The 11,278-nt window shown below is 63.7% G+C and carries 9 protein-coding genes and 8 tRNA genes; 16 read left to right on the forward strand and 1 reads right to left on the reverse strand.

Features of this window, described 5'->3' with window-relative positions; translation table 11 throughout:
• Window positions 1–53: 53 nt before the first annotated feature.
• The 3 genes from grxC (at window position 54) to LL964_RS15575 (ending at window position 2,138) form a co-directional block, all read left to right on the forward strand.
• Window positions 54–362 (forward strand): glutaredoxin 3, encoded by a 309-nt coding sequence (grxC, locus tag LL964_RS15565; protein WP_104584557.1) that lies wholly within the window; start codon window positions 54–56, stop codon window positions 360–362.
• Entirely contained in the window at window positions 359–754 is a 396-nt protein-coding gene (locus LL964_RS15570) for a carboxymuconolactone decarboxylase family protein (protein ID WP_104584555.1), read from the forward strand. The genes grxC and LL964_RS15570 overlap by 4 nt, the downstream gene beginning before the upstream one ends.
• A gap of 376 nt (window positions 755–1,130) precedes the next feature.
• The gene (locus LL964_RS15575; protein WP_104584554.1) at window positions 1,131–2,138 is read left to right on the forward strand and encodes an isocitrate dehydrogenase; all 1,008 of its coding nucleotides are present in this window, start codon (window positions 1,131–1,133) and stop codon (window positions 2,136–2,138) included.
• Window positions 2,139–2,260: 122 nt separating this feature from the next.
• Here the strand turns inward: LL964_RS15575 and LL964_RS15580 are convergent, their stop codons facing one another.
• Window positions 2,261–3,022, reverse strand: coding sequence for a Bax inhibitor-1/YccA family protein (locus LL964_RS15580; protein WP_104584553.1), 762 nt, complete (start codon window positions 3,020–3,022; stop codon window positions 2,261–2,263).
• Between the two features lie 165 nt (window positions 3,023–3,187).
• On the opposite strand from LL964_RS15580, the gene LL964_RS15585 reads away from it, so the two are divergent.
• The 13 genes from LL964_RS15585 to LL964_RS15645 all read left to right on the forward strand — a co-directional run bounded on the left by LL964_RS15585 (window position 3,188) and on the right by LL964_RS15645 (window position 11,108).
• Window positions 3,188–3,264: transfer RNA gene (locus LL964_RS15585), tRNA-Pro, on the forward strand.
• Between the two features lie 43 nt (window positions 3,265–3,307).
• A tRNA-Arg gene (locus tag LL964_RS15590) sits at window positions 3,308–3,384 on the forward strand.
• Between the two features lie 32 nt (window positions 3,385–3,416).
• Window positions 3,417–3,493: transfer RNA gene (locus tag LL964_RS15595), tRNA-His, on the forward strand.
• 92 nt (window positions 3,494–3,585) lie between these two features.
• A tRNA-Lys gene (locus tag LL964_RS15600) sits at window positions 3,586–3,661 on the forward strand.
• 267 nt (window positions 3,662–3,928) lie between these two features.
• Window positions 3,929–4,013 (forward strand) — tRNA-Leu (locus LL964_RS15605).
• A gap of 205 nt (window positions 4,014–4,218) precedes the next feature.
• The gene (gene tig / locus LL964_RS15610; RefSeq protein WP_104585541.1) at window positions 4,219–5,511 is read left to right on the forward strand and encodes a trigger factor; all 1,293 of its coding nucleotides are present in this window, start codon (window positions 4,219–4,221) and stop codon (window positions 5,509–5,511) included.
• 93 nt (window positions 5,512–5,604) lie between these two features.
• The gene (gene clpP, locus LL964_RS15615; RefSeq protein WP_104584551.1) at window positions 5,605–6,231 is read left to right on the forward strand and encodes an ATP-dependent Clp endopeptidase proteolytic subunit ClpP; all 627 of its coding nucleotides are present in this window, start codon (window positions 5,605–5,607) and stop codon (window positions 6,229–6,231) included.
• 125 nt (window positions 6,232–6,356) lie between these two features.
• The gene (gene clpX, locus LL964_RS15620; RefSeq protein ID WP_104584550.1) at window positions 6,357–7,643 is read left to right on the forward strand and encodes an ATP-dependent Clp protease ATP-binding subunit ClpX; all 1,287 of its coding nucleotides are present in this window, start codon (window positions 6,357–6,359) and stop codon (window positions 7,641–7,643) included.
• Window positions 7,644–7,789: 146 nt separating this feature from the next.
• Window positions 7,790–10,261, forward strand: a complete 2,472-nt coding sequence (gene lon / locus LL964_RS15625) for an endopeptidase La (RefSeq protein WP_104584548.1) — start codon at window positions 7,790–7,792, stop codon at window positions 10,259–10,261.
• A 214-nt stretch (window positions 10,262–10,475) separates the two neighbouring features.
• On the forward strand, window positions 10,476–10,748 hold the full coding sequence (locus LL964_RS15630; RefSeq protein WP_002806049.1) for an HU family DNA-binding protein: 273 nt from the start codon (window positions 10,476–10,478) through the stop codon (window positions 10,746–10,748).
• An 11-nt stretch (window positions 10,749–10,759) separates the two neighbouring features.
• A tRNA-Val gene (locus LL964_RS15635) sits at window positions 10,760–10,834 on the forward strand.
• Between the two features lie 28 nt (window positions 10,835–10,862).
• A tRNA-Asp gene (locus tag LL964_RS15640) sits at window positions 10,863–10,939 on the forward strand.
• 92 nt (window positions 10,940–11,031) lie between these two features.
• Window positions 11,032–11,108: transfer RNA gene (locus tag LL964_RS15645), tRNA-Asp, on the forward strand.
• The last annotated feature ends 170 nt before the right edge of the window (window positions 11,109–11,278 follow it).

Here is an 11,278-nt window from a genome sequence, read left to right on the forward strand (position 1 = left end):
TTCCAGTCGCCCGTTACCATGTGTCAGACCTCAGACCAACCACGGAGTTTCCCGTGAGCCAAGAACACACCGGGCAGGACGCGGCCGCCGGCCCGCAGATCACCTTGTATTCCACCGCCATCTGCCCGTACTGCGTGGCAGCCAAGAACTTCCTCAAGAGCAAGGGCCAGACCTGGACCGAGGTGCGGATCGACCTGGACCCGGCCGAGCGCGAGAAGATGGTCGCCCTGGCGCGGCGCACCAGCGTGCCGCAGATCTTCGTCGGCGACGTGCATGTAGGTGGCTACGACGACATGATGGCCATGCATCGCGCCGGCAAGCTCGAGCCGCTGCTGGCGGGCAGTACGGGCGGGCAGGCATGAGCGGTTCCGACGACGGCAGCGCCGACCGCCTGCGCGAGTTCACCGAGTTCCGCCAACGCATGAATCAGCGCATCCTGGCCGAGCCCAATCAGGTGGTGCGCCGCTTCTTCGCGCTGGATACCCAGACCTACCAGGCCGGGGCGCTGGACGTGAAGACCAAGGAGCTGCTCGGCCTGGTGGCCTCGATGGTGTTGCGCTGCGACGATTGCATCAGCTACCACGTGGCCCAGTGCAAGGACGCGGGTGTGACCCGGGCCGAATTCTTCGAGACCTTCTCGGTCGGCTTGGTGGTCGGCGGCTCCATCGTGATCCCGCATCTGCGCCGCGCCGTGGATTTCCTCGACCAGCTCGAAGGTGGCGCGCCGGCACCGGCACAACACGCGCACGACTGAGTGCGTCGCTGAGGTGCGGGATTTGGGATTTGGGATTCGTAAAAGCGGGCACGCCGCGTGCTGCCCGCCGAGTCGAGGCGGCGTGTTGCGCCCGGGCGCTTGTGGCCCTTGCAGCGGCTACCAAAACATGGCGAGCAGTGGTTGGGCGGGGGGACGACGGGAGGGAGCCATAGGGCTGTGGGGCGAGGGCATGCCGATGTCGAGCACCGGCTGCGGCGCTCTGGCCACCGCGCCGTCGTTCGATGGTTGCCGTTAGACCAAGGTCGGTTTGGGCGCCTTCACCGGCATCGGGCATAATTGCCGGTGAAACCTCCTTGCGCCGCTGAGCCGGGCTTCCGGCTGGCGCTCCCCCTTTCAAGTTCGGAAACCCAACGTTATGACGCAGACAATCACGGTCATCCGCGGCGACGGCATCGGCCCGGAGATCATGGATGCCACGCTGTTCGTGCTCGACGCGCTGCAGGCTGGCCTGACCTACGAATACGCCGACGCTGGCCTGGTCGCCCTGGAAAAGCATGGCGATCTGCTGCCCGAGGCCACCCTGGCTTCGATCACGAAGAACAAGGTGGCGCTGAAGAGCCCGCTGACCACGCCGGTCGGCGAGGGTTTCAGTTCGATCAACGTGGCCATGCGTCGCAAGTTCGACCTGTACGCCAATGTGCGTCCGGCCAAGTCGTTCCCGAACACCAAGTCGCGCTTTGCCGACGGCGTGGACCTGATCACCGTTCGCGAGAACACTGAAGGCGCCTACCTGAGCGAAGGTCAGACCGTGTCCGAGGATGGCGAGACCGCATTCTCCGGCACCCGGATCACCCGCAAGGGCTCCGAGCGCATCGTGCGCTATGCCTTCGACCTGGCGCGCGCCACCGGCCGCAAGAAGGTCACCGCGGTGCACAAGGCCAACATCATCAAGTCGACCTCCGGGCTGTTCCTGAAGGTCGCCCGCGATGTCGCCGCGCAGTACCCGGACATCGAGTTCCAGGAAATGATCGTCGACAACACCTGCATGCAGCTGGTGATGCGTCCGGAGCAGTTCGACATCATCGTGACCACCAACCTGTTCGGCGACATCATTTCCGACCTGTGCGCCGGTCTGGTCGGCGGCCTGGGTCTGGCCCCGGGCGCCAACATCGGTGTGGATGCGGCGATCTTCGAAGCCGTGCACGGCTCGGCACCGGACATCGCGGGGCAGGGCAAGGCCAACCCGTGCGCGCTGCTGCTGGGCGCGGCGCAAATGCTGGACCATATCGGCCAGCCGCAGAACGCCGAGCGCCTGCGCGAGGCCATCGTGGCCACCCTGGAAGCCAAGGACTCGCTGACCCCTGACCTGGGCGGCACCGGCAACACCATGGGCTTTGCCAAGGCCATCGCCAGCCGCCTCTGAGCCCGCTGGTTGATCGCACAAAAAGAAAGGGCGCCCAGGCGCCCTTTCTTTTGCTCGAAATCCGGGTGATCCAGGGAGCCGCTCTTGCGATTCCCCAATCCCGATTCCCGAATCCCTGCTTCTCAGTTACGCGACTGCAGCTTCGACAGCAGACGCAGAAACTCGATGTACAGCCATACCAGCGTCACCATCAGGCCGAACGCGCCGTACCACTCCATGTGCTTGGGCGCGCCGTGCTCGACACCGCTCTCGATAAAATCGAAATCCAGCACCAGATTCAACGCCGCCACCACCACCACGAACAGGCTGAAGCCGATGCCGATCAGGCCCGAGTCGTGGATGAAGGGGATGCGTACGCCGAACATGCCCAGCACGATGGTCGCCAGATAGACCAGCGCGATACCGCCGGTGGCCGCCACCACGCCCAGCTTGAAGTTTTCGGTGGCCTTGATCATGCCGCTGCGATACGCGAACAGCAGTGCGAACAGGGTGCCGAAGGTCAGCAACACGGCCTGGAACACGATGCCGTTGAAGCGCGCCTCGTAGACCGCCGAGATGGAGCCCAGGAACAGGCCTTCCACCAACGCGTACAGCGGCGCGCTGACCGGCGCCCAGGTCGGCTTGAAGCTGGTCGCCAGCCCCACCACCAGACCGCCGATCGCGCCGACGATCATGTACAGCCGAGCCGCCGGCAACGGATTGCCATCGGCACCGATCGACTGCGACCAGGCGAAGGCCGCGGTGACGACGGCCATCAGCAGCAACAGCCCGGTCTTGTTGACGGTGCCATTGAGCGTCATCGCCTGGCCGTCCCGGGTGACGACCGAGCCGGAGCCGAGGTCGAGGAAGGTGGATTCCCGAAGGGCGGGATTGCCGCTACGCATATGTGTTCTCCATGAAAGTGGATGCGCTCCGAGCCGGAGTGCGGAGGAAGAGGTTGCAGCGCTCAGGATACCGGATGAGCGAATTTACGCAGGGTGATTGACAGCGGCGCTGTTCGTTCCCAAAATAGCCGACCTTTCCAGCCCTTCGGGATTGGAAGGTCCCGCCGGGGTATAGCGCAGTCTGGTAGCGCGCCTGCTTTGGGAGCAGGATGTCGGGGGTTCGAATCCCTCTACCCCGACCATTCCGAAGCTCCTGACGGCGTGGGAATGCGAAGTTCGGTCCGGGCGCCCGTAGCTCAACCGGATAGAGCACCGGCCTTCTAAGCCGGCGGTTACAGGTTCGAGTCCTGTCGGGCGCGCCATCGGCGGTACGGTAGGAAGCAGGTTTTCAGTGGTGGCTGTAGCTCAGCTGGTTAGAGTACTGGATTGTGATTCCAGATGTCGGGGGTTCGAGTCCCCTCAGCCACCCCACTGATGACAGGCAGATGCAGGAAAGTTTGACCCGACGCATCGCGGGTGTTGCAACGAGGCAAAAACGCACATACAATGTGCGACCAGTTTCAGGGCCGTTAGCTCAGTTGGTAGAGCAGTTGACTCTTAATCAATAGGTCCAAGGTTCGAATCCTTGACGGCCCACCAGACAGGCAGCCACTCAGCGCAAGTTGAGTGGCTGTTTTTCTTCGTGTCCAATGCGGATGTCTGGGAATCCGCTGATTGCTTGCCAGGGACGTTCGTCCGAGGCGTGCCGCGCTGCTCTGCTGGCAGGCTGCACGCAGACCGCGCGCCCGGTGACTCGACTGCGATGGTGGGTGGTCACGTAGGCTGCTTGGCGCTTTCTCCCTGGCGCGACGCCCGGCTTTTTCTTTGCGCCCATCCCTGCAACAATGTCCGGGTGGACGCAGCATTGCGAAAGTGGCGGAATTGGTAGACGCACCAGATTTAGGTTCTGACGCCGCAAGGCGTGGGGGTTCGAGTCCCCCCTTTCGCACCAATGCAGCGCGGCCGTGTGTGGTCCGGCTGCTGTCGTCACCATAAGTCCGCGTCGATCCGGCCCGCTGGGCGCCCTAGCGCACGCCCCCCGCTGGCAGCGGCCGCCGTTATCGGCGAAACTACAAGGCTCGGCGGCCTTTCGCCATCCGTCAACCCGCATTTCCATCTCGTGCCGACGCCGTGCGCTGTCGGTGGCAGGAGTCAACATGCAAGCATCGATCGAATCCACCGGCAATCTGGAACGCCGCCTGACCTTCACCCTGCCGCAGGAGCGCCTGGAGACGCACGTCGGTGGCCGCCTGCGCGAACTGGCGCGGACCACCCGCATCAAGGGGTTCCGCCCCGGCAAGGTGCCGCCCAAGGTCATCGAGCAGCGCTTCGGTCAGCAGGTGCGCGCCGAGGCGATGGAAGGCCTGCTGCGTGAAACCTTCGATTCGGCGGTGCGCGAGCACTCGCTGCGCCTGGCGGGCAACCCGCGGATCGACCAGGGCGAGAGCGACTTCGATTTCGTCGCCACCTTCGAGGTCGTGCCGGAGTTCGGCGATATCGACGTGAGCAAGCTGTCGGTGGTGCGCCATACCGCCGAGGTGACCGACGCCGACATCGACCAGATGATCGAGAACCTGCGCCTGCAGCGCCGGACCTGGAAGCCGGTCGAGCGCGGCGCGCAGGTCGGCGACCTGGTGGCGCTGGAGACCTGGTCGCAGGCCGGCGATGAGCGCCTGCCGGCCGAAGGCGTGGAGACCGGCAGCAGCGTGCTGGGCTCGGGCGTGATGTTCGACCAGATCGAAAAGGGCCTGGAAGGCCTGTCCAAGGGCGAAGAAAAGACCTTGAGCGTCGATTTCCCGGCCGAGTGGCGGGTGCCGCAGCTGGCCGGCAAGACCGTGCAGGTGCACGTCAAGGCGGTCGAGGTCTCCGAGCCGGTGCTGCCGGCGGTGGACAAGGAATTCATCAAGAGCTTCGGCGTGAAGAGTGGCGATGCCGAGCAGTTCCGTGCCGACATCCGCACCAACCTGGAGCGCGAGCTCAAGGGCGCGTTGATGAACCGCCTGCGTCGCGAGGTGGGTGAGCAGCTGATCGCTGCCTACGCGCATGTCGAGATGCCGCCGCGCCTGGTCGAGAACGAGGCCCGTTCCATGCTGGCCCAGCAGGTCGAGCAGGTGCGCCGCAGTGGCCGCGATCCGGGGCAGGTGCCGGACGATGCGTATCAGGGTTTCATGGACGCCGCCGCCAAGCGCGTGCTGGTCGGCCTGCTGGTGGGCGAAGTGGCGCGCCGCAACGAGCTGCGCCTGGAATCCAAGCGCGTCAGCGAAACGCTGCGTCTGATCGCCTCGACCTACGAAGAGCCGGAACAGGTCATTGAGATGTACCGCAACGATCCCCAACTGATGGGTGGGCTGCAGAGTCGGGTGATGGAAGAGCAGGTGATCGACTGGATCGCCGAGCGCGCCCAGCACACCGAGCAGCCGCTGTCGTTCCAGGACGCCATCCGGGTCTGAGGCGGTAGCAACAGAACCGCGCCCCTGCCGTCGTCGGGGCGCGGATGTCGAACACGGGTGTCGGCACGGGCCGATGCCACAACAGGAAGACCGATGAGCATTGTGACCAAAGCCCTGAACCTGGTGCCCGTGGTGGTCGAGCAGACCAGCCGTGGCGAGCGTGCGTACGACATCTACTCGCGTCTGCTGAAGGAGCGTCTGATCTTCCTGGTCGGTCCGATCGACGATCATATGGCCAACGTGATCGTTGCCCAGTTGCTGTTCCTCGAAGCCGACAACCCGGAAAAGGACATCAGCATCTACATCAATTCGCCCGGTGGCGTGGTCACTGCCGGCATGGCGATCTACGACACCATGCAGTACATCAAGCCGGACGTCAGCACCATCTGCGTCGGCCAGGCCGCCTCGATGGGCGCGCTGCTGCTGGCCTCCGGCGCTGCCGGCAAGCGCTACGCGCTGCCGAATTCGCGCGTGATGATCCATCAGCCGCTGGGTGGCTTCCAGGGGCAGGCGACCGATATCGACATCCACGCGCGCGAGATCCTGACCCTGCGTTCGCGTCTGAACGAGATCCTGGCCAAGCACACCGGCCAGTCACTGGAGACCATCGCGCGCGACACCGAGCGCGACAACTTCAAGAGTGCCGTCGATGCCCAGGCCTATGGACTGGTGGATCAGGTGCTGGAGCGCCGGCCGGAAGAGTCGATCCAGCCGTCTTGATCGTCAGGTCATTGAAATTGCAGGAAAAATCGGCAGGGTCGGGTAGGGCGAATGTCCTTCCGGCCCTGTGCTATTCTCGAAATCGAACCCCCGTGCATCGGGTGGGGTAACTGGGTAACAGAAGCATGAGCGAAGACCGCCAAGGTCGTTCCGGCGACAGCAACAAGATTCTCTACTGCTCGTTCTGCGGTAAGAGTCAGCATGAGGTCCGCAAGCTGATTGCCGGCCCCAGCGTGTTCATTTGCGATGAGTGCGTGGAGCTGTGCAACGACATCATCCGCGAGGAACTGGAGGAGAAGGCGCAATCGGCCCGCTCCAGCCTGCCTAAGCCGCGCGAGATCCTCGAGGTGCTGGATCAGTACGTGATCGGCCAATTGCGCGCCAAGCGCACGCTGGCGGTGGCCGTGTACAACCACTACAAGCGCATCGAGAGCCGCAGCAAGAACGACGATGTCGAGCTGGCGAAGTCGAACATCCTGCTGGTCGGTCCGACCGGTTCGGGCAAGACGCTGCTGGCCGAAACGTTGGCCCGCCTGCTCAACGTGCCGTTCACGATCGCCGATGCGACCACGCTGACCGAAGCCGGCTATGTCGGCGAGGATGTCGAGAACATCATCCAGAAGCTGCTGCAGAAGTGCGACTACGACGTCGAAAAGGCGCAGCAGGGCATCGTCTACATCGACGAAATCGACAAGATCTCGCGCAAGAGCGAGAACCCGTCGATCACGCGCGATGTATCTGGCGAAGGCGTGCAGCAGGCACTGCTGAAGCTGATCGAGGGCACGGTGGCATCGGTGCCGCCGCAGGGTGGCCGTAAGCATCCGCAGCAGGAATTCCTGCAGGTCGATACCAAGAACATCCTGTTCATCTGTGGCGGCGCATTCGCCGGCCTGGACAAGGTGATCCAGCAGCGTTCCAACGACGCTGGCGGGATCGGCTTCGGTGCCAAGGTCAAGAGTAGCGAGCGCAAGCAGGAAGTGGGCAAGATCCTGGCCGAGGTCGAGCCGGAAGATCTGATCAAGTTCGGCCTGATCCCCGAGTTCGTCGGCCGCCTGCCGGTGGTCGCCACACTGGAGGAGCTGGACGAGCCGGCACTGATCAAGATCCTGACCGAGCCCAAGAACGCCATCACCAAGCAGTTCCGGAAGCTGTTCGACATGGAGGGCGTGGAACTGGAGTTCCGCCCCGACGCGCTGTCGGCGATCGCCAGGAAGGCGCTCAAGCGCAAGACCGGTGCACGCGGCCTGCGCACCATCGTCGAATCGGTGCTGCTGGACACCATGTACGAGCTGCCGTCGCAGGAAAATGTGAGCAAGGTGGTGGTGGACGAATCGGTGATCGAGCACAAGTCCGAGCCGTACCTGATCTACCAGGCACAACCGGCCCCGGCCAAGGCCGCGTCCGGGGACTGAGCCTTCGCCAGCCGGCCGGCCAGGTCTTGCCTCGCTGACGGCTAAAGGGGTTTCAAGCGCTACTTGCAACGTCCAGCCGATGGCCCCATAACCGGGCCATCGGCTTTTTTTACGCCTTAGACACCTCGATTCCTGCGGAGCGCCCCATGGCCAAGTCCCAACCAGAAGTTCTCGATCTGCCGGTGTTGCCGTTGCGCGACGTCGTGGTTTTTCCGCACATGGTGATCCCCTTGTTCGTTGGCCGCGACAAATCGATGCGCGCGCTGGAAAAGGCCATGGAGGCGGACAAGCGCATCCTGCTGGTCGCGCAGAAGTCGGCCGAGACCGATGACCCCGCGGCCGGCGACCTGTATGCCGTCGGCACGCTGGCGCAGGTGCTGCAGTTGCTGAAACTCCCGGATGGCACGATCAAGGTGCTGGTCGAAGGCCTGTCGCGCGTCACTGTCGACAAGGTGGTCGAGCTGGACGGCGCGCTGCAGGGTCAGGGCATCGAGGTGGAAGCCAGCGATGCGCGCGAGCCGCGCGAGCTGGAAGCGATCGCGCGTTCGTTGATGTCGCTGTTCGAGCAGTACGTCAAGACCAATCGCAAGCTGCCGCCCGAGCTGCTGCAGACCCTGGCCGGCATCGACGAGCCCGGCCGCCTGGCCGATACCATTGCCGCGCATATCGGCGTGCGTCTGGCCGACAAGCAACGCCTGCTCGAGATCACCGAAATCGGCGAGCGCCTGGAGCTGCTGGTTGGCCTGGTGGATGGCGAGATCGATGTGCAGCAGCTGGAAAAGCGCATCCGCGGCCGGGTGAAGTCGCAGATGGAGAAAAGCCAGCGCGAGTACTACCTCAACGAGCAGATGAAGGCGATCCAGAAGGAGCTGGGCGACCTGGACGATGCACCGGGCGAACTGGAGGAACTGGCGCGCAAGATCGCCGAGGCCGGCATGCCCAAGCCGGTGGAGACCAAGGCCAAGGCCGAACTCAACAAGCTCAAGCAGATGTCGCCGATGTCCGCCGAGGCGGCGGTGGTGCGCAATTACCTGGACTGGTTGTTGGGCGTGCCGTGGAAGAAGCGCACCAAGGTCCGCAAGGACCTGAAGGTCGCAGAAGACACGCTGGATGCCGATCACTACGGTCTGGACAAGGTCAAGGAGCGCATCCTCGAGTACCTGGCGGTGCAGTCGCGGGTGAAGCAGATGAAGGGGCCGATCCTGTGCCTGGTCGGGCCGCCGGGCGTGGGCAAGACCTCGCTCGGCCAGTCGATCGCCAAGGCGACCAACCGCAAGTTCGTGCGCATGAGCCTGGGCGGCATTCGCGACGAGGCCGAGATCCGTGGCCACCGCCGCACCTACGTCGGTTCCATGCCCGGGCGGCTGGTGCAGAACCTCAACAAGGTGGGCAGCAAGAACCCGTTGTTCCTGCTGGACGAGATCGACAAGATGTCGATGGACTTCCGCGGCGATCCGTCGTCGGCGTTGCTGGAGGTGCTCGATCCCGAGCAGAACAACTCCTTCAACGACCATTATCTGGAAGTGGACCTGGACCTGTCGGAGGTGATGTTCGTCGCCACCTCCAACTCGCTCAACATTCCAGGTCCGCTGCTGGATCGCATGGAAGTGATCCGTATCCCCGGCTACACCGAGGACGAGAAGCTCAACATCGCCATGCGCTACCTGGTGCCCAAGCAGATCAAGGCCAATGGCCTGAAGCCTGAAGAGATCGAGATCGGCACCGATGCGATCCAGGACGTCGTGCGCTATTACACGCGCGAGTCGGGCGTGCGCAACCTCGAACGCGAAATCGCCAAGATCTGCCGCAAGGTGGTCAAGGAAATCGCGCTTGCAGGGCCGCAGCCGGCAGCGAAGAAGGCAGTCGCCAAGAAGGGCAAGCCGAAGGCATTGGTGGCGGTCGGCTCGAAGAACCTCGACAAGTACCTGGGTGTGCGCCGCTTCGACTTCGGCCGCGCCGAGGAGGAAAACGAGATCGGCCTGGTGACCGGCCTGGCCTGGACCGAGGTCGGCGGCGAGCTGCTGCAGATCGAGTCCACGCTGGTGCCGGGCAAGGGCAACCTGATCCTGACCGGTCAGCTCGGCAACGTGATGAAGGAATCGGCGTCGGCGGCGCTGTCGGTGGTGCGTTCGCGCGCCGAGCGACTGGGCATCGATGTGGATTTCCTGCAGAAACACGATGTCCACGTGCACGTGCCCGATGGCGCGACACCGAAGGACGGCCCGAGTGCGGGCATTGCGATGGTGACGTCGCTGGTGTCGATCCTGACCAAGGTGCCCATCCGCGCCGATGTGGCGATGACTGGCGAGATCACCCTGCGTGGTCGCGTTTCGGCCATCGGTGGGTTGAAGGAGAAGTTGCTGGCTGCCCTGCGCGGCGGCATCCGTACCGTGCTGATCCCGGACGAGAACCGCAAGGATCTGGCGGATATTCCGGCCAACGTCACGCGCGATCTTGAGATCGTGCCGGTGAAGTGGATCGACGAGGTGTTGGATCTCGCCCTGGAGCGTCCACTGGCGCCGAAGAAGGCGAGCAAGGAAAAGGCACGCAAGAACGCCTCGCGGGTCGCCGTTCGCGGCAAGTCGCGTACCACGCCGGGGGCGCGCGTCAAGCACTAACGTGCGCTGTCTGGAAGGTCTCGAAACAAGCCAAAACCCGCGTCGTTATTGGGTTTTGGCTTGCGTGCTGTTGGGGGCGCTGGTATAAATGCACGACTCGTGGGCGCGGCAAAATGTGATGCGTCACGCGATACCACTTGTGTCGGGTTCTTCGCTAACGGCAAGAGCGCCGATTGTCGATTCCGCGGCATCTGCCGCAAAGGGAGTTTCAAGAATGAATAAAACCGAATTGATCGATGGCGTTGCCGCTGCCGCTGACATCTCCAAGGCTGAAGCTGGCCGCGCTGTCGATGCGGTTGTGAGCGAAATCACCAAGGCGCTGAAGAAGGGCGACGCCGTCACCCTCGTTGGCTTCGGCACCTTCCAGGTCCGCGAGCGCGCCGAGCGTACGGGCCGCAATCCGAAGACGGGCGACAGCATCAAGATCGCCGCTTCGAAGAATCCTGCATTCAAGGCTGGTAAAGCCCTGAAGGATGCAGTAAACTAATCGACTCGCTAGGGTGCTTAGCTCAGCGGTAGAGCGTCTCCCTTACACGGAGAGGGTCGGGGGTTCGAAACCCTCAGCACCCACCACTAAGCACCAGGCAACAGTTTCAAGCGCGGAGCGGTAGTTCAGCTGGTTAGAATGCTGGCCTGTCACGCCGGAGGTCGCGGGTTCGAGTCCCGTCCGCTCCGCCAGTTACGCCGAAGCCCCTGAGCGATTGGGGGCTTCGTTTTCTCCACGACATTCGTGCTGCGGATGCGGTGGAGTCGAGGTCCAAGTTTAAAGCGGAGCGGTAGTTCAGCTGGTTAGAATGCTGGCCTGTCACGCCGGAGGTCGCGGGTTCGAGTCCCGTCCGCTCCGCCAGTTACACCGAAGCCCCCGGCCTTGCGCCGGGGGCTTTTTTTTGGGGGCATTTCGGCCATGGGACGCGGGTGTACGGTGGCGTGGAGTGGTGGCGAGGCCGTCGGTGATTGCGCTGCTGCGGTCGATTCACCGATGCATACGGTGCTTCGGAGGGCTCTGGGATGTCTGTG

Origin of the sequence: Xanthomonas melonis (assembly GCF_020783655.1) — a bacterium.
Lineage (GTDB): Bacteria > Pseudomonadota > Gammaproteobacteria > Xanthomonadales > Xanthomonadaceae > Xanthomonas > Xanthomonas melonis.